Origin of the sequence: Pseudomonas palleroniana (genome assembly GCF_022836895.1) — a bacterium.
Taxonomy (GTDB): domain Bacteria; phylum Pseudomonadota; class Gammaproteobacteria; order Pseudomonadales; family Pseudomonadaceae; genus Aquipseudomonas; species Aquipseudomonas palleroniana.
Map to the genome: position 1 here is coordinate 920,100 of NZ_CP092411.1, position 23,712 is coordinate 943,811.

Here is a 23,712-nt window from a genome sequence, read left to right on the forward strand (position 1 = left end):
GAGCAAGCCCCCTCCCACACTTGAGGTGTGAACGATTAAATCGGGTAGGTAATCCGCCCATCCACCAGGGTGTAACGCACCGTCGCCGGCAGGCTATGGCCGATGAACGGGCAGTTTTCGCCCTTGGACAGCCAGTGTTCCCCGGCCACCGTGGAACTGCCCGTGTCAAACAGCACCAGATCCGCCGCAGCCCCCACCGCCAACTTGCCCACCGGCAAGCGCAGCGCCTGAGCCGGGCCTGTGCTCAGGCGTGCCAGCAATGTCGGCAAATCGAGCAAACCTTCATCGACTAACGTCATGGCCAGTGGCAGCAGCAACTCGACGCTGCTGATGCCCGGCTCTGTCGCGCCGAAGGGTGCCAGTTTGGCATCGCGCTCATGGGGTTGGTGATGGCTGGAGATCGCCGACACCACGCCGGACTTCACCGCCGCCCGCAAACCTTCACGGTCGGCACGGGTGCGCAGTGGCGGCTGTACGTGATACAGGCTGGAGAAGTCGATCAACGCCTCATCCGTCAGGATCAGTTGATACAGCGCCACATCCGCCGTCACCGGCAAGCCACGGGCCTGGGCCTGCGCGATCAGGGCGACGCCCCGGGCGCTGGTCAGTTGGCTGAAGTGTGCGCGTACGCCGCTTTGTTCCACCAGCAGCAGGTCGCGGGCCAGGGCGACGGTTTCGGCGGTCTCCGGGATGCCCGGCAAACCGAGGAAGCTGGCGACGGCGCCTTCATGGGCCAGGCCGCCTTCGGCCAGGTCGTGGTCCTGGGAGTGGAAGACCACCGTCAGGTCGAATGTGGCCGCGTATTCCAGGGCGCGTAACAGCGTGCGGGTGCTGCGAAAGCTTTCCAGGCCATTGCCGAAGGCCACGCAACCGGCGTCGCGCAGGGCGATCAGCTCGGCGAGTTGCTCACCGTCCAGGCCCTTGCTCAAGGCGCCGACAGGGAACACTTTGCAATTGCCGGCTTCGCGGGCGCGGTCGAGGATCAACTCGGTCACGGCCGAGGTATCCAGCACCGGCTTGGTATTCGGCGGGCAGCACAGGCTGGTCACGCCACCGGCGGCGGCGGCGCGGGTTTCACTGGTGATGTTGCCTTTGCGGCTGTAGCCCGGTTCACGCAGGGCGACGTTCAGGTCCACAAGGCCCGGAGCGGCCACCAGGCCCTTGGCGTCGATGGTCTCGTGGGCGCTGAAACCGCTGGGCGCGGCACCGATGGCGATGATCTTGCCGGCTTCCAGGTGAAGATCGACAACTTGATCCAGGCCACTGGCCGGATCGATGACACGGGCGCCGAGAATGCTGAGCTTCACTGGGCGTTCTCCTGCTCGAATTGACGTTGCGCGGTTTGTCCGCTCATGGCCATGGACAGTACCGCCATGCGGACCGCGATGCCGTAGGTCACCTGGTTCAAGATCACCGACTGCGCACCGTCGGCCACCGCCGACTCAATCTCCACGCCACGGTTGATCGGGCCTGGGTGCATCACGATGGCATCCGGCTTGGCGCCGGCCAGGCGCGCAGTGGTCAGGCCGAACAGGCGATAGAACTCGCCTTCGCTGGGCAGCAGGCCACCAGCCATGCGCTCGCGTTGCAGGCGCAGCATGATCACCACATCCACATCCTTGAGCCCTTGGGTCATGTCGGTATAGACCTTCACGCCGTACTGCTCGATGCCGATGGGTAGCAGGGTCTTCGGGGCGATCACACGGATGTCCGGGCAGCCCAGGGCTTTCAGGGCGAGCATGTTCGAGCGCGCCACCCGCGAGTGCAGGATGTCGCCGACGATGGCCACCGAGAGGTTTTCAAAGCTGCCCTTGTGCCGACGAATGGTCAGCATGTCGAGCATGCCCTGTGTCGGGTGGGCATGACGGCCGTCGCCGCCATTGATGATCGCCACCTGCGGGCATACGTGCTCGGCGATGAAGTGCGCGGCGCCGGAGTCGCCGTGGCGGACCACGAACATGTCGGCGGCCATGGCTTCCAGGTTACGCAGGGTGTCGAGCAGGGTTTCGCCCTTGCTCGCCGACGAGGTGGACACGTTCAGCGTGATCACGTCGGCCGACAGCCGTTGGGCGGCCAGTTCAAAGGTGGTGCGGGTGCGGGTGGAGTTCTCGAAGAACACATTGCAGATCGTCTTGCCGCGCAGCAGCGGGACCTTCTTCACCGCCCGGCCACCGACTTCGAGGAACGAGTCGGCCGTGTCGAGGATTTCGGTGAGCAGTTCGCGGGGCAAACCGTCGAGGGACAAGAAGTGTTGCAACTGACCCTGAGCATTGAGCTGCAGCGGGCGCTTGGCATCTAGAGGCGTCATCGCGGGGACTCTTTACAAGGCGGTTTAAAGGGCGAGGTCTTGCAGTTCGAGTTCGAGCGGCGTGGGACCGGACAATTTTACCCGCTGGTGGGCCTGCAGCGACAGTGTGGCACCGACCACATCCGGGCTGATCGGCAATTCACCAGCATCCAGGTCCAGCAGGCACACCAGCGTCACGCTGGCTGGGCGACCGTAGTCGAACAATTCGTTCATGGCGGCACGGATGGTGCGTCCGCTCATCAGTACGTCGTCGATCAACACCAGGTGCTGGCCTTCAATCTCGAACGGCAGGGCCGAAGGGCGCACTTGCGGGTGCAGGCCGTTCTGGCTGAAGTCGTCGCGGTAGAAGGACACGTCCAGAGTGCCGAGCGGCGACTCGCTGCCCAGCGCTTCCAGCAAGGCTTGGGCCACCCAGACACCGCCGGTGCGGATGCCGATGAAGCGTGGTTCGCTGATGCCGCGGTGTTGCAGATGGGCCGTAAGGCGCGTCGCCATCTGGCTGATCAGGTCGGCGGGATTGGGCAGGCTCATGGGTGCTCCTTCTAGGTCTCGCGCTGGCAAGATCCGGGCTCAAACGTAAAAAGACGCGGCAAGCCGCGTCAGTCAGGATTCAAATAAAGCGGTGTTTTCGTCCAGCCAACCCTGCAGCAACAGGGCGGCGGCAATAGCGTCCACGGGGTTGTCGCGGTAGCTGCCTTTCTGGCCGCCACGGTCGCGGCGCTCGCCCTTGGCTTCAAAGGTGGTGAGGCGTTCATCGTGGGTATAGAAGGGCAGGTTGTAGCGCCCATTGAGGCGGCGGGCGAACTTTTCGGCGCGCAGGCACATGTCGCTGGGGGTACCGTCCATGTTCAAGGGCAGGCCGACCACGACGGCGTCGGGTTTCCACTCCTTGATCAGGGCTTCGACCTGGTTCCAGTCCGGCACGCCGTTCTGGGCTTTCAAGGTACACAGCTCACGGGCCTGGCCGGTAATCACCTGGCCGACCGCTACGCCGATCTGTTTGGTGCCGTAGTCAAAACCGAGGATCAGACGCAAAGCCATCAGGCGTGCCCCGCCTGGCTGGTCAGCAGGTTGAGGTTGACGCGCAGCTTGGCGGCGGCCGCTTCCAGGCGCAGTTCACTGGCGGTGTTGAACAGAATGTCGGCATCGAAGGGGCAGGTCAGCCAGGCGTTACTGGCCAGTTCCGCCTCCAGTTGCCCGGCCTCCCAGCCGGCGTAACCGAGGGTGATCACGCTTTGCTCAGGGCCAACGCCGTCGGCAATGGCGAACAGCACATCCTGGGACGTGGACAACGACACACCTTCCAGGTCGACCGTGGCCTGGAACTTCGGCCCGGTGGGGTGCAGCACAAAACCGCGATCGGTTTGCACCGGCCCGCCGATATAGATCGGTACGCCCTGGCAGCGGGCCGGTGGGTCAACCTCCGGTCGCAGTTGCTCGAGGATGTCGGCCAGGTTCAGCTCTTGCGGGCGGTTCACCACCAACCCCATGGCACCCTTGGCGGTGTGCTCGACGATATAGGTCAGGGTCTGCGCAAAGTTCGGGTCGGCCATATGGGGCATGGCGATCAGGAATTGGTGCTTGAGGTAGGTCGGGTTGACGTTTTTCATGTCCACTAGTGTGGCGTTGGAGGGGCTAACTGACAAGCTGGGGATGTGCGGCAAATGGCAATTGTCATCAATTGCTGGACAACCGATCACCCCGGGCGAACTTCCAGGTGCGGATGATTTCCAGGCGGTCCACGTCGTTCAAGTCACCGCTGAACGGCGCAAAGGGCGCTGCCAGGCGCACGATGCGCTGGGCGGCCTGGTCGAGCAGGGGCTGGCCGGACGACTCCAGCACTTGCACTTCATAGAGCGTGCCGTCGCGGTTGATCGACACCAGCAAGCGCAGATTGCCGTAGATCTGCTGGCGCCGTGCCTCATCCGGGTAATTGAGGTTGCCGATGCGTTCGACCTTCTTGCGCCACTCGTCCTTATACCAGGCACCCTTGTCGCGCATGGTCGAGGCAGCGTTCAAGCGATAGATGCGTGGGCGCTTGGCATAAAGTTGTTGTTCGTTGGCCAGCTCCGCCTCCAGGCTGGAAATCTGGTCGGAAAGCTGGGAGCTGTCGAAAGTCGGCGCCGGTTTCACCGGCTCGGGTTGCGGCTCGGTCTTGGTTTTCTCGCGCTGGGCCGGGGCTTTTTGCGGTTTGGGTGCGACGGTGGTCACGGCAGGTTTGGGCGTGGCTTGCTTGACCTCGGGCTTGGGCGTCGGCGGTGGGGTGACTTTATTGACCTTGTTGTCCTGGAATGGCGCCACTTCGGTGGTCTTGGGCACCGCTTTCTTGTCCAGGGTGCCGCTGCCTTGCTGGTTTTCCTGTGCCAGAAAGTCTGCTTTCTCGGGCTTTTTCTCGCTCTTGAACGTGGCGAGGGTGATCTCCAGGGTCTTGGTGATCTGCTTGGGTTCGGCGAAAGTGAAACCCAGGCCGAGGAGCAATGCGAGGTGGACCAGTGCCGCGAGGAACAGGGTAAATCCGAGCCGATCAGCCGGGCGCACGCCGCTGTGGGAGAGTTCGGGGGGCAGATTGGACGGGAGGGTCATGGCAAGAAAACCAACATCGCGCGTTTCACAGGTGGCGCATGATAACGCAATGTTGGTTTGTGTCCGGCTGTTCTATGTCACTTGGCTTGTAGCTTGCGCTCAATCGCCGCCATCAGCATTTCGCCGATATTCGTGCCGAAAGCATTGTCGATCTCGCGAATGCAGGTCGGGCTGGTGACGTTGATTTCGGTGAGGTTTTCGCCGATGACGTCCAACCCGACGAACAGCAGGCCCTTTTCACGCAGGGTGGGGCCGACCTGGGCTGCAATCCAGCGATCCTTGTCCGACAGAGGGCGCGCTTCACCGCGACCACCGGCCGCCAGGTTGCCGCGCGTCTCGCCCGCCGCCGGGATGCGTGCCAGGCAATAGTCCACCGGTTCGCCGTCGATCATCAGGATGCGTTTGTCGCCGTCCTTGATCGCCGGCAGATAGGCCTGGCCCATGATCTGCTGGGCGCCCAGGGCGGTCAGGGTCTCCAGGATCACCGACAGGTTCGGGTCACCGGCGCGGTGGCGGAAGATCGACGTACCGCCCATGCCGTCCAGCGGCTTGAGGATCACGTCACCGTGCTTGGCGGCAAATTCACGCAATACATCGGCGCGACGGCTGACCACGGTCGGCGGCGTGCACTGTGGGAACAGCGTGGCAAACAGCTTTTCATTGCAGTCACGCAGGCTCTGCGGCTTGTTGACGATCAGTACCCCGGCGCGCTCGGCCTGCTCCAGCAGGTAGGTGGAGTAGACGAATTCCATGTCGAACGGCGGGTCCTTGCGCATCAGGATCACATCCAGATCGCTCAGCGGGCTGTCGATTTCGTCCGCAAGTTCGAACCACTTCTCAGGGTTGGCAAACACCTGCAGCGGGCGCATGCGTGCGCGGGCCTCGCCGTCGCCCTGGTACAGGTCGCGCTGCTCCATATAGAACAACGTCCAACCGCGGGCCTGGGCGGCCAGGAGCATGGCCAGCGAGCTGTCCTTTTTATAGGAAATGCTGGCGATAGGGTCCATGACAATGCCGACGCGAACGCTCATGGGGGATTTCCTCTAGCAAATAAGGGCGCATAAAAGTGGCGTCAGAGTGGCGCTGCGGCTGTTGTGGGTCAAGGAAAAACCACTGGGCGGGCCGCTCGATAGATTGCGCCCTGAGACTGTGCTAAAAAGACTGCCACGGCGCAGCAGCCCTCCAATTCCAAGGCTTCTGGCGTTCATCCTGTGCAACATCAGGCAGTACACACCGAAAACCGATTCGCTGTGGCGATGGTAGAGCAGATATGGAACAGCATTCCCACGCCTTGAGAGTGATGGTGATCGACGATTCGAAAACGATCCGCCGCACCGCCGAGACCCTGTTGAAGAACATGGGGTGCGAGGTCATCACGGCCATCGATGGTTTTGATGCCTTGGCGCGGATCGTGGATCATCACCCGCACATTATCTTCGTCGACATCATGATGCCGCGCCTGGATGGCTATCAGACCTGCGCACTGGTGAAGAACAACCCGGCGTTCAAGTCGATCCCGGTGATCATGCTGTCCTCCAAGGATGGCCTGTTCGACAAGGCCAAGGGGCGTATCGTGGGTGTCGATCAGTTTTTGACCAAGCCTTTCAGCAAGGAAGAGCTGCTGAGCGCGATCAAGGCCTACGTGCCTGCCTTCGCCGCAGTAGAACAAGCACACTGATACCGCCTCACAAGGGCCGGCATCCATCAAAGTAATGGGGAAAACCATGGCACGTGTTCTGATCGTCGACGATTCGCCGACCGAAATGTACAAACTGACCGGCATGCTGGAAAAGCATGGCCACCAGGTACTGAAAGCCGAAAACGGCGCGGACGGCGTGGCCCTGGCCCGCCAGGAAAAACCCGACGCCGTGCTGATGGACATCGTGATGCCGGGTCTCAATGGCTTCCAGGCCACCCGTCAGTTGTCCAAGGAGCCGGAAACCAACGGCATCCCGATCATCATCATCACCACCAAAGACCAGGAAACCGACAAGATCTGGGGCGCACGCCAGGGCGCCAAGGATTACCTGACCAAGCCGGTGGATGAAGACACCCTGATCGCCACCCTGAACAAGGTGTTGGCCGGCTGACGGTTCACCATCATGACCGAGTCGCAAACCGCCTTCGAGTTGCTGCTGGACATCGACCGCCGCTGCCGCCTGCTGGCCGCCGACCTGCCGTCCCAGGAAACCCGCCAGCAGCGCTGGAGCGGGATCGCCTTTCGCGTGGGGCCGAACGGTTATGTGGCGCCCATGGGCGAAGTCGCCGAGGTGCTGCATGAACCGCGTTGCACCTTGATGCCCGGGGTCAAACCCTGGGTCAAGGGCGTGGCCAACCTGCGCGGGCGCCTGCTGCCGGTGATGGATCTGGGTGGGTTCCTCGGCCTTGAGCGGTCACCGGCGCCCAAGCAGCGGCGGGTGCTGGTGGTGGAGTTCAACGACCTGTTCGTCGGTCTGCTGGTGGATGAGGTGGTGGGCATGCAGCATTTCGCGCAAGACGCATTGATGGCGAGCGCCAACCCCGGCGCGCCGTATATTCAAGGCCAGTTCGACGGCGACCCGCCGTGGCAGGTCTTCAGCCCCTTCGCTTTGGCCCAGGCCCCAGGTTTCATGGATGTTGCCGCATGACCACCGCTACCACGTCCAAACCCGAGGCTGGGTCGCGCAGCCGTTCGCAGATCATCGTGCTGTTTATCGCGTTGATCGTGTTCATCATGCTGCTGTTTGCCAACTTTGCGTACCTCAACACCCAGTCCACCTACGACAAGCAGTACATCGGCCACGCCGGTGAATTGCGCGTGCTGTCGCAGCGTATTGCCAAGAACGCCACCGAAGCCGCCGCCGGCAAGGCCGCGGCGTTCAAGTTGCTGGGCGATGCACGCAATGACTTTGCCCAGCGTTGGGGTTACCTGAAAAAAGGCGACCCGCAAACCGGCCTGCCGGCGGCGCCCCACGCCGTGCGTGCCGAAATGCGTGCGGTGCAGACCGACTGGGAAGCGCTGCTGAAAAATACTGACGCGATCCTTGCCAGCGAACAGACCGTGCTGTCCCTGCACCAAGTGGCTGCGACCCTGGCCGAGACGGTGCCGCAGTTGCAGATGGAGTCGGAAAAAGTCGTCGACATCCTGCTGCAGCGCGGCGCCCCGGCCAGCCAGGTGGTGTTGGCCCAGCGCCAGTCGCTGTTGGCCGAACGTATCCTCGGGGCGGTGAATACCGTGCTGGCTGGCGACGACACCTCGGTACAGGCCGCCGATGCCTTTGGCCGCGATGCCAACCGTTTCGGCGAAGTGCTCAATGGCATGCTCCAGGGCAACCCAGGGTTGCGCATCAGCCAGGTCGAGGACCACGACGCCCGGGCGCGGTTGGCGGAAATTGCCGAGCTGTTCGAGTTCGTCTCCGGTTCCGTGGATGAGATCCTTGAAACCTCGCCGCAACTGTTCCAGGTACGGGCCTCGGCGAGCAATATCTTCAACCTTTCGCAAACCCTGCTCGATGAAGCCTCGCACCTGGCCACCGGCTTTGAAAATCTCGCCGGCGGGCGCAGCCTCGACACCATTGGCGGCTACGTGCTGGGCCTGCTGGCGCTGACTTCGATCATCCTGATCGGCTTGGTGATGGTGCGCGAAACCAACCGGCAGTTGCATGAAACCGCCGAAAAGAACGAGCGCAACCAGAACGCGATCATGCGTCTGCTCGATGAGATCGAAGATTTGGCCGACGGCGACCTGACCGTCACGGCCTCGGTGACTGAAGATTTCACCGGCACCATTGCCGACTCCATCAACTATTCCGTGGACCAATTGCGCGACCTGGTCGCCACCATCAACCTCACGGCCGGGCAAGTGGCCGGTGCGGTGCAGGACACCCAGGCCACCGCCATGCACCTGGCCCAGGCTTCGGAACACCAGGCCCAGCAGATCGCCGAGGCCTCCACCGCAATCAAGCAAATGGCCCAGTCCATCGATCAGGTGTCGGCCAACGCCGCCGAATCCTCGGCGGTGGCCGAGCGCTCGGTGGAGATTGCCAACAAGGGCAACGAGGTGGTGCACAACACCATCCACGGCATGGACAACATCCGCGAACAGATCCAGGACACCGCCAAGCGCATCAAGCGCCTGGGTGAGTCGTCCCAGGAAATTGGCGATATTGTCAGCCTGATCGACGACATCGCCGACCAGACCAACATCCTCGCCCTCAACGCCGCGATCCAGGCGAGCATGGCCGGGGATGCCGGGCGCGGGTTTGCGGTGGTGGCCGATGAAGTGCAACGGCTGGCCGAGCGTTCGTCGGCCGCGACGCGGCAAATCGAGACCCTGGTGCGCGCGATCCAGGCCGACACCAACGAAGCCGTGATCTCCATGGAACAGACCACCACCGAAGTGGTACGTGGCGCGCGACTGGCCCAGGACGCCGGCGTCGCGCTGGAAGAGATCGAGGGCGTATCGAAAACCCTGGCGGCGCTGATCCAGAGCATCTCCAACGCGGCGCAACAGCAGACGTCTTCGGCGGGGCAGATTTCCCTGACCATGAACGTGATCCAGCAGATCACCACCCAGACGTCGTCGGGTTCCACCGCCACCGCTGAAAGCATTGGCAACCTGGCAAAAATGGCCAGCCAGTTGCGCAGGTCGGTATCCGGGTTCACCTTGCCGGCGGCCAAGCAAACCGATGATTGAAACGCGATGCAACTGTGGGAGGGGGCTTGCTCCCGATGGCGGTGCATCAGTCACCTGAGCCATTGGCTGAACCACCGTCATCGGGAGCAAGCCCCCTCCCACAGTTGGCCGCCGCAGGCCCACAGGTTTCAAGAACACCAGCCACTCATGAATTCTAAGCGGAGCAGTTATGGTTGATCGGCACGACTACGTGGCCCTCGAATGGGTCAAGGGCGACATTGCCGAAACCCTGAAACAGGCTCGTTCGGCGCTGGACACATTTGTCGAAACCGGCGACAGCGAAGCCATCGACGAGTGCCTGGCCGGCATCCACCAAGTGCAGGGTGCGCTGCAAATGGTCGAATTCTACGGTGCCGCCTTGCTCGCCGAAGAACTCGAGGAGCTGGCCCTGGCGTTCCAGGCCGGGCGTGTCGGCCAGCGCGATGAAAGCATCCGCCTGCTGCAACAGGCCCTCGGCCAATTGCCGCTGTATCTGGACCGCGTCCACAGTGCCCGGCGTGACCTGCCGCTGGTGGTACTGCCGCTGCTCAACGACCTGCGCAGCGCGCGCGGTGAAAGCCTGCTGTCGGAAACCAGCCTGTTCAGTCCGCAACTGCTGACGATTGCACCGTTGAGCGATGAGGTCCTGGCGCAACGTGCGCCGCCTGAACTGCATGAGCAACTGCGCCAGTGGCACCAACTGCTGCAACAAGCCTTGGCCGGCCTGCTGCGTGAAGATCACGGCCCCAGTAACCTGGTGGACATGGCGCGGGTCTTTGCGCGCCTCGAAGCGTTGTGCCAAGGCGCGCCGTTGTTGCCGTTGTGGCAGGTCACCTCGGCGCTGGTCGAAGGCATGCTCACCGGGGTAATCGCCAACAGCCCGGCTTTGCGCAGCCTGCTCAAGGCCAGCGACAAACAACTCAAGCGCCTGCTGGCCCAGGGGATCGGCGGGATCAACCAGCCGGCACCGGATGAATTGCTCAGGAGCCTGCTGTTCTACGTGGCCAAGGTCACTCGGCCGACGCCGCGCATGCAAAGCCTCAAGGAGCGCTACGGCCTGGACGAAGCCTTGCCCGACAGTGCCGTGGTTGATGCCGAGCGTGCGCGCCTGGCCGGGCCGGATCGCGACGGCATGGGTTCGGTACTCGGCGCTTTGTGTGAAGAGCTGGTGCGGGTCAAGGAGCGCCTGGATCTGTTCGTGCGCAGCGACCGGCAACACACCAGCGACCTTGATGCGTTGCTGGCACCGCTGCGCCAGATAGCCGATACCCTGGCGGTACTGGGGTTCGGCCAGCCGCGAAAGGTGATCATCGATCAATTGGCCGTGGTCCTCAGCCTTGTCCAGGGGCAGCGCGAGCCCAACGATGCGGTGCTGATGGACGTCGCCGGTGCCTTGCTGTACGTCGAGGCCACCCTGGCGGGCATGGTCGGCACCGTGGAGCCGCAAAGCCGTGAAGAAAGCCGTCTGCCCACGACCGACCTGACCCAGATTCACCAACTGGTGATCCGCGAATCCTGCCAATGCCTGCGGCAAGCGCAGGAGCTGGTCATCGACTGCATCGAAGCGGACTGGGACCGCCAGCGCCTGGAGTCGCTGCCGCAGCTGTTGAGCCAGGTGCGCGGTGCGCTGGCGATGATTCCCCTGCCACGGGCGGCCAGCCTGATGCGGGGTTGCTCGGATTACGTCGACGAACAGTTGATGCTCAGCGACAGCCCTCCTGCCGAGGTGCAATTGGGGCATTTTGCCGAGGTGGTCAGCAGCCTGGAATACTACCTGGAGCGCATGCTCCAGGACCCTGACGCTTCGGGTGAGCGGGTGCTTGAGCTGGCGACCCAGGGGCTGGCCGCGCTGGGCTACCTGCCTGCCGAAAAGCCCTGGCGCCAGGCGCTGGTCGCGCCCGATGGGGCGCTGTCGGCCGAGATCATCCCCAGCCAGTCCCAGTTCGATGCGTTGGCCAGCCCGGCCTCGCGCTTGAACCCGCCGGCCCTGCACCGCCCCGGCAGCTTGCTGCCGCCACCGGCCGACGAAGAACCGATTGACGATGAGCTGCGCGAGGTCTTCCTCGAAGAAGTCGACGAAGTGCTCGAGGTGTTGCACCGCTACCTGCCGGACAGCGCCGACAAAACCGCCCAGGGCGAAATGCGCCGGGCGTTCCACACCCTCAAGGGCAGCGGTCGCATGGTGCGCGCGCTGGTCCTGGCCGAGCTGGCCTGGGCGGTGGAAAACCTGCTCAATCGGGTCCTGGAGCGCAGCGTGACCCTTGGCCTTGAAGTGCAACAGGTGCTGGATGAAGCGGTGGCCCTGTTGCCGACACTGGTCGCCGACTTCGCCAACGACGAGCAGCGCCAGCGCGATGAAGTCGATGCCCTGGCGGCCCGCGCCCATGCCTTGGCCAGCGGCGCCGAACCGCATGACCCGCTGTTGCTGGAGATCTTCCGCAACGAAGCCCAGAGCCATCTCGAGAGCCTCAACCAGTTCCTGCAACAGGCCGCCGAACACGTGCCGCTGCAAGTCAGCGATGAGCTGCAACGCGCCCTGCATACGCTCAAGGGCAGTGCCTATATGGCCGGTGTGCTACCCATCGCCGAACTGGCGCGCCCCCTTGACCACCTGACCCGCGAATACAAAGCCCACCGCCTGCCGCTGGACCTGGACGAAGTGGAGTTGCTGCTGGAGGCCGAAGGCTTGTTCCAGCGTGGGCTGCGTGATTTGGACAGCGACCCCCTGGCGCCGATAAAAGGCGCGCAAGACCTGATCAGCCGTACCCAAGGCCTGCTCGATCAACAACTGCAAGCGTTGCTCGACGCACCCAATACTGGCCTGCGTACCAAGCGCGACCCGCAATTGATCACCAACTTCCTGGCCCAGGGCATGGATATCCTGCTCGACGCCGAAAGCCTGTTACGGCGCTGGCAGCAGCACCCTGGCGAGCGCCAGGAACTGACGGCGCTGCTGGACGAATTGACCACCCTGGGCGAGGGCGCACACGACGCCGACCTGCACAGCATCGACGCACTCTGCGAAGCCTTGCTCGACCTGTATGGCGCCGTGGAAGAGAGCAGCCTGGCGGTCAGCGAACGGTTTTTCCAGGAGGCCGAACAGGCCCATGAAGCGCTGATCAACATGCTCGACCAACTGGCCGCCGGCCAGGAAATCAGCCCGGCACCGGCGCGGGTCGAAGCCTTGCGCGAGCTGCTGGATGAAGCCCTCGACCCCTCCGCCACCGGCCTGATCAAACGTGACGGCAGCCGCGCTCCGAGCATTACCGAACTGGGCGCCGCGACTGCAAGGCTCGACCACGACACGGCCATGGACGATGAACTGGTCGAGATCTTCCTGGAAGAAGCGGTCGACATCCTCGACAGCGCCGGGCAATCGCTCAAGCGTTGGTTGCTGGAGCCCGACAGTGCCGCGCCGTTGTCGTCATTGCAACGCGATCTGCACACCCTCAAGGGCGGTGCGCGCATGGCCGAAATAGGGCCGATCGGCGACCTGGCCCATGAGCTGGAGGGCCTTTATGAGGGCCTGGTGGACCGCCGCTACAGTTATTCCACCGAGCTGTCCCAGGTGCTGATGGCCTGCCACGAGCGGCTGGCCTTGCAACTCGAAGAACTGCAACACCACCAGCCCTTGAGCGACAGCGGCGAGCTGGTCGCCAGGGTGCGCGCATTGCGCCAGGGCAGCACTGCGCCCGCTGCCGCCACGGCAGCGCCCACCCAGGGCGCCGACCCTGAGCTGCTGGATATCTTCCTCGAAGAAGCCGCCGATATTCTCGACAGCTCCGGCAGTGCGCTGGCGCGTTGGCAGGCTGAGCCGAGTAATCGTCAGGAGGTGGAAACCCTACTGCGTGACCTGCACACCCTCAAGGGCGGTGCACGCATGGTCGAAATCGCGCCGATTGGCGACTTGGCGCATGAACTGGAATTTCTCTGCGAAGGGTTATCCGCAGGCCAGCTGGCGCCTTCCGCCGAACTGTTCGCGTTACTGCAAGGCTGTCATGACCGCCTGGCGCAGATGATCGACGCCGTGGCACAGGGGTTGCCGGTAGGCTCGGTGGACAAGCTCATCGGGCGCATCAAAAGCCTGGTGCAGGCCGGCGACGAGCCGCCGGTACCGGTCGCCTTGCCCGGCGGCAAGACCGAAGCTGCGGTCGACCCTGCGGCGGACATGGTGAAAATCTCCGCCGACCTGCTGGACGACCTGGTTAACCTGGCCGGCGAAACTTCGATCCTGCAGGGGCGCATCGAGCAGCAAGTCAACGACGCACGCGTTGCCCTCAATGAGGTGGAGACCACGATCGAGCGCATGCGCGACCAGTTGCGTCGCCTCGAGACTGAAACCCAGGGCCGCATCCTCAGCCATCAGCAGGCCGAGGCCGAGCGCCTGGGCTATGAGGAGTTCGACCCGCTGGAAATGGACCGCCATTCGCAGCTGCAACAATTGTCGCGAGCGCTGTCGGAATCGGCGTTCGACCTGTTGGACCTCAAGGAAACCCTCGACCGCCGCAATCAGGACGCCCACAACCTGTTGCAGCAACAAGCCCGCATCAACACCGAGTTGCAGGAAGGCTTGATGCGAACGCGCATGGTGCCGTTTGAACGGATGCTGCCGCGCCTCAAGCGTATCGTGCGGCAGGTGGCGGAGGAGTTGGGCAAAGACGTGGAGTTCGTGGTCGGCAATGCCGAGGGCGAAATGGACCGCAACGTGCTGGAACGCATGGTGGCGCCGCTGGAACACATGTTGCGCAACGCCGTCGACCATGGCCTGGAGTCGCGCGAGGTACGGCTGTTGGCCGGCAAGCCGGAGAAGGGCCGCATCACCTTGGACCTGACCCATGAAGGCGGTGATATTGTCTTCGACATGCGCGACGACGGCGCCGGTGTGCCCTTGGACGCGGTGCGGCGCAAGGCGATCAAGCGCGGCCTGCTGGCTCCTCAGCAGGAGATGAGCGATCGCGATGTGTTGCAGTTCATTTTGCAGCCAGGCTTTTCCACTGCGGAAAAAATCACGCAGATTTCCGGGCGTGGCGTCGGCATGGACGTGGTGCATGAAGAAGTGCGCCAACTGGGCGGCTCGATGGTGATCGACTCGACACCGGGCATGGGCGTGCACTTCCGTATTCGCCTGCCGTTTACCGTCTCGGTCAACCGTGCGCTGATGGTGCAATGCGCCGACGATCAATACGCGATCCCGCTCAACACTATCGAAGGGTTGGTGCGCGTGCTGCCCCATGAACTGGCGGGGCACTATCAGCAAGACCCACCGAGTTATGAATACGCCGGCCAGCGCTACGAATTGTTTTACCTTGGCGATCTGTTGCATACCGGCGCTCGCCCGAAATTGCTCGGCCAGTACCAGCCGGTGCCGGTGCTGCTGGTGCAATGCAATGAACGTCACGTGGCGGTACACGTGGACGCCATGGCCGGTACGCGAGAGATCGTGGTGAAAGCCCTGGGGCCACAGTTTGCCGGCGTGCAGGGTTTGTCCGGCGCGACGATCCTGGGTGACGGACGCGTGGTGCTGATTATCGACTTGCTCGCCCATATCCGTGCCCGGCAACCGGCCTTGCCGGCCCAGGTGGTCGATGCACCGCTGGTGCTCAACGACCCGCTGAAAAAGCGCCCGCTGCTGGTGCTGGTGGTGGACGACTCGGTCACTGTGCGCAAAGTCACCAGCCGCCTGCTGGAGCGCAACGGCATGAACGTCCTCACCGCCAAGGACGGCATCGATGCCATTGCCGTGCTTGAAGAACACACGCCGGACCTGATGCTGCTCGACATTGAAATGCCGCGCATGGATGGTTTCGAAGTGGCGATGCAGGTGCGCAACGACCCGCGCCTGATGCGCCTGCCGATCATCATGATCACCTCGCGTACCGGCCAGAAACACCGCGATCGCGCCATGGCCATTGGTGTCAACGACTACCTCGGCAAGCCGTATCAAGAGTCGGTGCTGCTGGAAAGCATCGCCTATTGGAGCAAGTCCCATGCTTGACCACCGTGCCAGCCAAGTCACCGGCCTGCTGCTACCTCTGGCTGACCGCCACCTGGTGTTGCCCAACGTCGCCGTGGCCGAACTCATCGACTTCCAACGCGGCGAACCGGCCAGCGATGCACCCCCTTGGTATTTGCGGCAAGTCACCTGGCGCGATCGGCAGTTGCCGCTGATCAGTTTTGAAGCGGTGTGCGGTGAAGCCATCGTCACAAGCGAACGCTCGCGGATCGTGGTGCTGAATACGCTGGGTGGGCGGCCGACATTGAAGTTCATTGCGATGGTGATCCAGGGGATTCCCCGCTCGTACAAGCTCGACAGCCAGTTGAGCTATGTGGACGTCCCCCTGTGCCCCCTGGAGTTGGCGGCGGTGCAGGTGGGGGAGCATGTGGCGAAGGTGCCGGACTTGATGGGGCTGGAAGCGCTGCTGGTCGAGTCCGGCCTGGCCTGAATTGCTCTGTTTTCAGGCCTTGTACGAATCAACGTGTGGGGGGAGGCCACGTCGCGGGTCGATTGACCGAGCAACAACCTGAAAAAACTGTCGGAGCATTCTTTGCTGCCTGTAGGAGTAACGAAGGTAGGCGGTTGCTCAGGATTTTTCCTGCAAGATTTTGGGCCATGCATGAACTTGTCGCGTGCAGTCGGCGCGCCTAGTCTTCGTCCCGTCATCGCAAAAAACGGTGACACGGACGTGCAAGTCCGACGAAACTGTTTAGGCGTACATACGCCCAGCCATCCAACGGGCGTTTTTTGTGCTCGCTGCTTTATGGCGGCTGCGCGCAGGAGGTCTTCGGACCTGCTGGGTGTCCTAAACAGGCCCGGTCTTGCACACCTGCGCACGGTCGCCACCCTCACTCGCGTGCAAGCGAACGGTGGCGCTCCTTACTCACTGTCTAGGAGCTTCATCATGGTCAAACCTACCCCTAATCCGCCCCTCTTTACTGTAAATCCTCACCACACCCCCGAAACTCTACTGGTCAACGCCAGCGAAACCCTGTCCTCCCTCAACGCTCTCACCTGCAATCTGGCTTTTGACCTGGACACGTCCCAGCGCGCCGTTATGCTCGGGATCCAGCAAATGGTGGAGTTGGGGCAGTTGTTGGTGGATCGTGCGCTGGAGCAAGTCAGCCCGTCGCCGGAAGTGTGAAGCGGTCCCTTTCGGGACTGCTTCCTGACAAACACCACTGAGCGAGTGTGGGAGGGGGATGGCAGAGTTCGGACAACTGCTGGTGGATCGGGCTCCGGAACAAGTTTCTCCTTCCCTTGTGCCTTAAAACCTGATCGTTCCCAAAAAGGGACCTATCGTTCCCTTTTTGGGACTCTCTGGCCGCCGTCATGCATACCTTGCCGCTCAGCACTGTGCTCTTTACCGTCACTCAGCAAAAAGTGCTTGGCCTGCTTTACGGCAAGCCCGATCAAAGTTTCTTTACCAATGAAATCGCACGCTGGGCCCAAGTGGGCAAGGGCAGTCTTACCCGTGAGCTTGAGCGTTTGCAGTTGGCAGGTATCTTGAGCATGACGCGCCAGGGCAATCAGACCCACTACCAAGCCAACCCCCAATGTCCGATTTACTCGGAGTTGTTGGCCATCGTGCGCAAAACCTTGAGCCTGGACGAGCCATTGCGCAACGCACTGACACCGTTTGCCGAACAGATAACCTGGGCCTTTATCTACGGTTCCATCGCCAAGGGCGAGGCGCACTCATCCAGTGACATAGATCTCATGTTGGTTGGCGAAAGCCTCAACTACAGTGAAGTCATGGAGCAGTTGATGCCGCTGGAAGAACAGCTGGGCCGCACCATCAACCCGACGCTTTACACCCCTGAAGACTGGATAGGCAAATGGCATGCGGGGAACAGTTTTGTACGGCGGGTCATGCAGCAGGACAAGATCAACCTGATTGGGGACAACCCCCTGGAACCCACGGATGGACAACAAGGCAAACCTGGAGAACCTGCAACGTAGTGGTGGCCTAAAGGCTGTGATCGACAACGCGAGGACATTGCTGAGTAGCGTGGAGTATCTGTTGGCGAGCTATCAGTGGGAATGACTTGATCAAATGTGGGAGTACTTGAAAACCGCCAACCCTCCCATAGAACGTGAATGCCTGTATTCATTCGGGTTATCGTTAACCCAAGCGTAACAGTCCAACGACCAGCTTGATTGATACCCCCCAGTTTCACTCCTAAGGTACAGCCCACGACAGCAATCCTCGTGGAGCGACCATGACAACAACAATCACCCCCGACTCGCGCTGGACGCGGCGGCGCGACGAGAAGCAGCGGCGCCTCGGGTTGGTCCGGCAATACGCAGACGGGGCCGTGCTGGCCAGTGACAAAATCGTCGAGGCCCTTGAAGCCCTGATCCTCCCCGGCGACCGTGTCGTGCTGGAAGGCAACAACCAGAAGCAGGCCGATTTTCTCTCGCGCTCCCTGGCCAAGGCCGACCCGGCCAAGCTCCACGATTTGCACATGATCATGCCCAGTGTCGGCCGTTCCGAGCACCTGGACCTGTTTGAAAAAGGCATCGCCCGTAAGCTGGATTTCTCTTTCGCCGGCACCCAATCCCTGCGCATCAGCCAGTTGCTGGAAGATGGCCTGCTGGAAATCGGCGCGATTCACACCTACATCGAACTCTATGCGCGACTGGTGGTGGACCTGATCCCCAACGTGGTGCTCTCCGCCGGTTTCATGGCTGACCGCGCCGGCAACATCTACACCGGCGCGAGTACCGAAGACACCCCGGCTTTGATCGAGCCCGCTGCGTTCAGCGATGGCATCGTCATCGTGCAGGTCAATCAGTTGGTGGACGACGTTACTGACTTGCCCCGCGTCGATATCCCGGCGAGCTGGGTGGATTTTGTGGTGGTGGCCGACAAGCCGTTCTACATCGAACCGCTGTTTACCCGCGACCCGCGCCACATCAAGCCGGTGCATGTGCTGATGGCGATGATGGCGATCCGTGGCATCTACGAAAAACACAACGTGCAGTCGCTCAACCACGGCATCGGTTTCAACACCGCCGCGATTGAATTGATTTTGCCCACCTACGGCGAATCCCTCGGTCTCAAAGGCAAGATCTGCCGTAACTGGACCCTGAACCCACACCCAACCCTGATCCCGGCCATCGAAAGCGGCTGGGTGCAGAGCGTGCATTGTTTCGGTACCGAGTTGGGCATGGAAAACTATATCGCCGCACGGCCCGATGTGTTTTTCACCGGCCGTGATGGTTCGATGCGCTCCAACCGGATGTTCTGCCAACTCGCCGGCCAATACGCAGTGGACCTGTTTATCGGCGCCACCCTGCAAGTGGACGGTGATGGGCATTCTTCCACCGTCACCCGTGGCCGCCTCGCCGGTTTCGGTGGCGCGCCGAACATGGGCCACGACCCACGCGGCCGCCGGCATGGCACACCGGCCTGGCTGGATATGCGCCACGACGACGCGCCGGAAGCCTTGCTTGAGCGCGGCAAAAAACTCGTGGTGCAAATGGTCGAGACCTTCCAGGAAGGCGGCAAACCCACCTTCGTCGACACGCTGGATGCGATGGAAGTCGCCCGTAAAAGCGGCATGCCGCTGGCGCCGATCATGATCTACGGCGATGACGTCACCCACCTGCTCACCGAAGAAGGCATTGCCTACCTGTACAAGGCGCGCTCGCTGGAAGAGCGCCAAGCGATGATCGCCGCCGTTGCAGGCGTAACGGCCATCGGCATGCGCCATAACCCCAAGGACACCGCACGCATGCGTCGTGAAGGTTTGATCGCCTTGCCCGAAGACCTCGGCATCCGCCGTACCGACGCCACCCGCGAGCTGTTGGCCGCCAAGAGCGTGGCCGATCTGGTGGAGTGGTCCGGTGGTTTGTACAACCCGCCCGCCAAGTTCAGGAGCTGGTAAATGCGCGCCCTCAAACTGCATGAACTCAGCCTTGCCGATCGGCTGGCCGACCTGGCCGTCGATGCGCTGATCGATGAGGCCGACCTGTCGCCCAAACCCGCCTTGGTGGACCGTCGCGGCAACGGCGCCCACAGCGATCTGCACCTGGGCCTGATGCACGCCTCGGCGTTGTCGTTGTGGCCGATGTTCAAGGCCATGGCCGAGGCGGCGATCGAATTCGGTGAAATCGGCCTGCCCCTGCGCGAAGCCCTTGGGCGGCTGGGTCGCGAAGGTGAGCAAGCGATGTTGATCACCACCCACGGCGTGAACACTCATCGGGGTGCGATCTGGGCGCTCGGTCTGCTCACCGCCGCCGCCGCGTTGCAACCTCGCGCTGTCACGCTGACTGCCGCCAGGCTAGCCCTGCTCAATGACCGCTATGCGCCGCAGCCCTTGAGCCACGGCGTACAAGTTGCGCAACGCTACGGCGCGCGTGGTGCTCGCGAGGAAGCCCAGCTCGGTTTCCCTTCGGTGATGCAACGCGGCTTGCCGCAACTGCGTACAAGCCGCCTGCAAAACGTCGGTGAGCAGAACGCTCGGCTGGACGCGCTGTTGGCGATCATGACCGAGCTGGCCGACACCTGCGTGCTCTACCGTGCCGGCCCTGAAGGGATCAGCGCCATGCAGCAGGGTGCCCAAGCCGTGTTGGAGGCCGGCGGCAGCGCAACCCTCGCCGGACGTCGCCGACTGCACGAGTTGGACCTGCAACTGCTGGCCCTGAATGCCTCCCCCGGCGGCGCTGCCGACCTGTTGGCCGCCTGCCTGTTTATCGACCGCCTCGACGGAGCGTTGTGATGGAAACCTTATCCTTTGAATTCCCCGCCGGGGTGCCGCCCAAAGGCCGTGCATTGGTGGGATGTGTCGGTTCGGGAGACCTGGAAGTGCTGCTGGAGCCAGGTACGGCGGGCACGCTGACGATCCAGGTGCAAACCTCGGTGAATGGCGCTGAACAACGTTGGCGTCACCTGTTTGAGCGGATTTTCCAGGAGCAGACGCCACCGGCGTTGCACATTGATATTCACGATTTCGGCGCGACGCCCGGCGTGGTGCGGCTGCGCCTGGAGCAGGGTTTCGAGGAGGTCGGGCATGACTGACTTGCTGGCTAAACACAGCTTCGTTGAATTGGGCGCTCGTCAGCGGGCCAAGGCATTGCTGGACGCCGGCTCCCTGCGCGAACTGATCGATCCGTTCCAGCGTGTGATGTCGCCCTGGCTCAGTCGCCAGGGCGTGGTACCCCAGGCCGACGATGGCGTGGTGATCGCCAAGGGCAGCATGGCCGGGTTGCCGGTAGTGATCGCGGCCATCGAAGGGAATTTCCAGGGAGGCAGCCTTGGTGAAGTCGGTGGCGCAAAAATCGCTGGCGCCTTGGAGCTGGCGGCCGAAGACAACCGCAACGGTGTGCCCACGCGTGCCGTGCTGTTGCTGGAAACCGGTGGCGTGCGCCTGCAGGAAGCCAACCTGGGCCTGGCCGCGATTGCCGATATCCACGCGGCGATTGTCGACCTGCGCCAATACCAGCCCGTGGTCGGCGTGGTGGCCGGCAGTGTCGGTTGCTTTGGCGGCATGTCCATCGCGGCCGGGCTGTGCAGCTACCTCGTTGTCACCCGTGAAGCCCGCCTGGGCCTGAACGGCCCGCAAGTGATCGAGCAGGAAGCGGGCCTGGATGAGTATGACTCCCGTGACCGGCCTTTCATCTGGAGCCTCACCGGAGGGGAGCAACGCTTTAACAGTGGCCTGGCCGACCGCTATGTCGCGGACGATGCCGTGCAGATCCAGCAGACCGTCACCGCGCTGCTGCAACAAGGCTTACCCGCTCAACAGCGCAGCCGTCAGGCCGAGTACTACTTGGCGCGCCTGGCCGAACTGGACGCCACGCCGCAGATCGATCCGGCGACGGTGCGCAAGCTGTATCAAGGAGAACGCCCATGAGAGGCTTGCAGTGGTTCAACGCATTGAGCGCCGGGGCGACGCCTGTTGAGGGCTTGCCGGCTTCATTGAGGGTCGCCGACGCTGCCTTGGGCGGGCAAGCCGTGCGCTTTATCGCCGTGGTCACCGACCCACAAAACCGCTTTGCCCGTGCCCGCAATGGGGAAGTCGGCTTGCTCGAAGGCTGGGGCCTGGCCAAGGCGGTGGATGACGCCATCGCCCGTGGCGACCGGCGTCCGATCATTGCCATCGTCGATGTGCCCAGCCAAGCCTACGGGCGTCGCGAAGAAGCCCTCGGTATTCATCAGTCCCTGGCCGCCGCCGCCGACAGTTACGCCCGCGCTCGCTTGGCCGGGCACCCGGTGATTGCGCTCTTGGTGGGCAAGGCCATGTCGGGTGCGTTTCTCGCCCACGGCTACCAGGCCAATCGTTTGATCGCCCTGCGCGACCCGGGTGTGATGGTGCATGCCATGGGCAAAGCTTCTGCTGCGCGGGTGACCCTGCGCAGCGTCGAAGAGTTGGAAGCCCTGGCGGCCAGCGTGCCGCCCATGGCCTACGACATCGACAGTTATGCCAGCCTCGGTCTGCTCTGGGAGACGCTGTCGGTCAGCCGGATCGAACAGCCTACTGCGGATGACGTGGCGCGGGTCAGCGACTGCCTGGTGCACGCGATCAAGGATATCGCCAGCACCGACTTGAGCGGGCGCCTGGGCGCCTCCAATCGCGCCGCCTCCAGCCACGTACGCCAACTGCTGCGGGAGCAATGGTGAACGCGCACGATTTGCTCTGGGGCATGACCCCGGCGCAACTGCCTGCCGATGCACCGGCCTGGGCGCTGGACGCGATCAGCGCCGGCCACCCGGTAGTGGTGCGTCGCGCCATCACCGAGCCTGGCTCTGTGGCGGTCGGTGTGCGTGGGCGTTTGCGCGAGCAACGTTTTGCCACGACCATGCCCCTGCACTCGGTGCAGCGCAGCGTCACGCCGCAAGCCCTGCGTGAGCGGCGCTCGTCGCGAGAGGTGCCGGCATTGCGCGCGCTTGATCAACTGCGCCCGTTGCTGGCGTCTTTGGACTGGGGCGTCAGCGGCAGCGCCGGCTTTGAGTTGGCCAGCGGCATCGAAGCGCTGCATGCCCAAAGCGATCTGGATTTGATTCTGTGTACGCCTGAACCGCTTGATCGGCATGCCGCGCGGGACCTGCTGGCGTTGTTGGACACAGCAGTGTGCGCGGTGGACCTGCAACTGCAGACGCCCTTCGGCGCGGTCGCTTTACGCGAATGGGCTGGCCCGTCACGCCGAGTGTTGTTGAAAACCGTCAGCGGCGCGCACCTCGTATTCAACCCCTGGCAGGCCGTGGCATGAGCAGCCTGCTGGTGTTTCCGGGGCAGGGCGCGCAACGGCCGGGCATGCTCCAGCCATTGCCTGCCGCTGTGCTGGATGAAGCCAGCGATGCGTTGGGCGAGGACGTTCGCCAACTCGACTGCGCCCAAGCCCTTGAGTCGACGCGCGCCGTGCAATTGTGCCTGTTGATCAGCGGCGTGGCCCACGCCCGCCAGCTGCAATACACACCCGATTACGTAGCGGGCCTCTCCATCGGTGCTTATCCGGCCGCGATTATCGCCGGCGCCCTGGATTTTGCCGACGCGATCAGACTGGTCAGCCTGCGCGGCGAACTGATGCAGCAGGCTTATCCACAAGGTTATGGCATGACGGCGATCATCGGTGCTCAGCTAGCCACCGTCGAAGCCTTGCTGGCCGCTATCCACAGCCCGCAAACCCCGGTGTACCTGGCCAATATCAACGCCGACAACCAGGTCGTCATTTCCGGCAGCAACGCGGCGATGGCGCTTGTCGCCGAGCGCATCAAAGGCAACGGCATTGCCAAGCGCCTGGCGGTGAGCGTGCCGTCCCACTGCGCGCTGCTGGAGCAACCGGCCCAGGTGTTGGCACAAGCCTTCGTTGCACTCAAGGCGCCGCGCATCACCTACCTGAGCAGTACGCGTGCCCGACCTATCCACAACCCCGAGCAACTGCGCGATGACCTGGCGTTCAACATGTGCCGCATCGTCGACTGGCGCGGCACCGTGCAAAGCGCCTACGAGCGCGGCGTGCGCCTGCAAATCGAATTGCCGCCGGGCTCCGTGCTGACCGGCCTGTCACGCCGGGTGTTCGAGCAAGGCACGGTGATCGCCTATGAAGGCGCGCGCCTGGACACCTTGCAGGCCCTGCTGCAAGAGGAGGAACGCCGCCACCGATAAAGCCCCACCCAAGGCATTCGAAGTACAAAAACAACAATTTCGATCGAGCACTTTGAGG

Annotated in this window: 22 protein-coding genes; 15 read left to right on the forward strand and 7 right to left on the reverse strand. The window is 62.9% G+C overall.

Annotated features, from left to right (window positions below):
* Nucleotides 1-35 precede the first annotated feature (35 nt).
* From MJP36_RS04050 to gshB, 7 genes are all read right to left on the reverse strand, one after another.
* On the reverse strand, nucleotides 36-1,307 hold the full coding sequence (locus tag MJP36_RS04050; protein ID WP_104994927.1) for a dihydroorotase: 1,272 nt from the start codon (nucleotides 1,305-1,307) through the stop codon (nucleotides 36-38).
* On the reverse strand, nucleotides 1,304-2,308 hold the full coding sequence (locus tag MJP36_RS04055) for an aspartate carbamoyltransferase catalytic subunit (RefSeq protein WP_090368230.1): 1,005 nt from the start codon (nucleotides 2,306-2,308) through the stop codon (nucleotides 1,304-1,306). The genes MJP36_RS04050 and MJP36_RS04055 overlap by 4 nt, the downstream gene beginning before the upstream one ends.
* Before the next feature lie 24 nt (nucleotides 2,309-2,332).
* On the reverse strand, nucleotides 2,333-2,839 hold the full coding sequence (gene pyrR, locus MJP36_RS04060; RefSeq protein ID WP_060753457.1) for a bifunctional pyr operon transcriptional regulator/uracil phosphoribosyltransferase PyrR: 507 nt from the start codon (nucleotides 2,837-2,839) through the stop codon (nucleotides 2,333-2,335).
* 72 nt (nucleotides 2,840-2,911) lie between these two features.
* Nucleotides 2,912-3,349 carry a Holliday junction resolvase RuvX gene (ruvX, locus tag MJP36_RS04065; RefSeq protein ID WP_003195067.1) on the reverse strand — a complete coding sequence of 146 codons (438 nt, stop codon included), beginning with the start codon at nucleotides 3,347-3,349 and terminating at the stop codon, nucleotides 2,912-2,914.
* A complete protein-coding gene (locus MJP36_RS04070; protein WP_060753456.1) occupies nucleotides 3,349-3,918 on the reverse strand; it encodes a YqgE/AlgH family protein in 570 nt (189 codons plus the stop codon). The genes ruvX and MJP36_RS04070 overlap by 1 nt, the downstream gene beginning before the upstream one ends.
* A 67-nt stretch (nucleotides 3,919-3,985) precedes the next feature.
* On the reverse strand, nucleotides 3,986-4,891 hold the full coding sequence (locus MJP36_RS04075; RefSeq protein ID WP_060753455.1) for an energy transducer TonB: 906 nt from the start codon (nucleotides 4,889-4,891) through the stop codon (nucleotides 3,986-3,988).
* A 77-nt stretch (nucleotides 4,892-4,968) separates the two neighbouring features.
* A complete protein-coding gene (gene gshB, locus MJP36_RS04080) occupies nucleotides 4,969-5,922 on the reverse strand; it encodes a glutathione synthase (protein ID WP_104994926.1) in 954 nt (317 codons plus the stop codon).
* A 239-nt stretch (nucleotides 5,923-6,161) separates the two neighbouring features.
* Between gshB and pilG the strand changes: the two genes are divergently transcribed.
* From pilG to mdcH, 15 genes are all read left to right on the forward strand, one after another.
* Nucleotides 6,162-6,569, forward strand: coding sequence for a twitching motility response regulator PilG (gene pilG / locus MJP36_RS04085; protein WP_060753454.1), 408 nt, complete (start codon nucleotides 6,162-6,164; stop codon nucleotides 6,567-6,569).
* Nucleotides 6,570-6,615: 46 nt separating this feature from the next.
* Nucleotides 6,616-6,981 (forward strand): twitching motility response regulator PilH, encoded by a 366-nt coding sequence (gene pilH / locus MJP36_RS04090; protein WP_003234583.1) that lies wholly within the window; start codon nucleotides 6,616-6,618, stop codon nucleotides 6,979-6,981.
* Between the two features lie 12 nt (nucleotides 6,982-6,993).
* Entirely contained in the window at nucleotides 6,994-7,518 is a 525-nt protein-coding gene (locus tag MJP36_RS04095; RefSeq protein WP_090368232.1) for a chemotaxis protein CheW, read from the forward strand.
* Nucleotides 7,515-9,566: a methyl-accepting chemotaxis protein gene (locus MJP36_RS04100; RefSeq protein ID WP_060753452.1), complete on the forward strand. Its 2,052-nt coding sequence runs from the start codon at nucleotides 7,515-7,517 to the stop codon at nucleotides 9,564-9,566. The genes MJP36_RS04095 and MJP36_RS04100 overlap by 4 nt, the downstream gene beginning before the upstream one ends.
* Before the next feature lie 169 nt (nucleotides 9,567-9,735).
* Nucleotides 9,736-15,540: an Hpt domain-containing protein gene (locus tag MJP36_RS04105; protein ID WP_244384925.1), complete on the forward strand. Its 5,805-nt coding sequence runs from the start codon at nucleotides 9,736-9,738 to the stop codon at nucleotides 15,538-15,540.
* Nucleotides 15,533-15,988, forward strand: coding sequence for a chemotaxis protein CheW (locus tag MJP36_RS04110; protein ID WP_060753450.1), 456 nt, complete (start codon nucleotides 15,533-15,535; stop codon nucleotides 15,986-15,988). The genes MJP36_RS04105 and MJP36_RS04110 overlap by 8 nt, the downstream gene beginning before the upstream one ends.
* 456 nt (nucleotides 15,989-16,444) lie before the next feature.
* The gene (locus MJP36_RS04115; protein ID WP_198763250.1) at nucleotides 16,445-16,684 is read left to right on the forward strand and encodes a DUF6124 family protein; all 240 of its coding nucleotides are present in this window, start codon (nucleotides 16,445-16,447) and stop codon (nucleotides 16,682-16,684) included.
* Between the two features lie 188 nt (nucleotides 16,685-16,872).
* A complete protein-coding gene (locus tag MJP36_RS04120; protein ID WP_244384926.1) occupies nucleotides 16,873-17,502 on the forward strand; it encodes a nucleotidyltransferase domain-containing protein in 630 nt (209 codons plus the stop codon).
* Between the two features lie 260 nt (nucleotides 17,503-17,762).
* Nucleotides 17,763-19,433, forward strand: a complete 1,671-nt coding sequence (gene mdcA, locus MJP36_RS04125; protein WP_244384927.1) for a malonate decarboxylase subunit alpha — start codon at nucleotides 17,763-17,765, stop codon at nucleotides 19,431-19,433.
* Nucleotides 19,434-20,267 carry a triphosphoribosyl-dephospho-CoA synthase gene (locus MJP36_RS04130; RefSeq protein WP_244384928.1) on the forward strand — a complete coding sequence of 278 codons (834 nt, stop codon included), beginning with the start codon at nucleotides 19,434-19,436 and terminating at the stop codon, nucleotides 20,265-20,267.
* On the forward strand, nucleotides 20,267-20,566 hold the full coding sequence (locus MJP36_RS04135) for a malonate decarboxylase subunit delta (RefSeq protein WP_104994917.1): 300 nt from the start codon (nucleotides 20,267-20,269) through the stop codon (nucleotides 20,564-20,566). Before MJP36_RS04130 ends, MJP36_RS04135 begins: the two co-directional genes overlap by 1 nt.
* Nucleotides 20,559-21,401 carry a biotin-independent malonate decarboxylase subunit beta gene (locus MJP36_RS04140; protein WP_060753440.1) on the forward strand — a complete coding sequence of 281 codons (843 nt, stop codon included), beginning with the start codon at nucleotides 20,559-20,561 and terminating at the stop codon, nucleotides 21,399-21,401. Before MJP36_RS04135 ends, MJP36_RS04140 begins: the two co-directional genes overlap by 8 nt.
* Entirely contained in the window at nucleotides 21,398-22,168 is a 771-nt protein-coding gene (mdcE, locus tag MJP36_RS04145; protein WP_244384929.1) for a biotin-independent malonate decarboxylase subunit gamma, read from the forward strand. The genes MJP36_RS04140 and mdcE overlap by 4 nt, the downstream gene beginning before the upstream one ends.
* Nucleotides 22,162-22,758, forward strand: coding sequence for a malonate decarboxylase holo-ACP synthase (locus tag MJP36_RS04150; RefSeq protein ID WP_244384930.1), 597 nt, complete (start codon nucleotides 22,162-22,164; stop codon nucleotides 22,756-22,758). Before mdcE ends, MJP36_RS04150 begins: the two co-directional genes overlap by 7 nt.
* Nucleotides 22,755-23,654 carry a malonate decarboxylase subunit epsilon gene (mdcH, locus tag MJP36_RS04155; protein WP_244384931.1) on the forward strand — a complete coding sequence of 300 codons (900 nt, stop codon included), beginning with the start codon at nucleotides 22,755-22,757 and terminating at the stop codon, nucleotides 23,652-23,654. Before MJP36_RS04150 ends, mdcH begins: the two co-directional genes overlap by 4 nt.
* Nucleotides 23,655-23,712 lie beyond the last annotated feature (58 nt).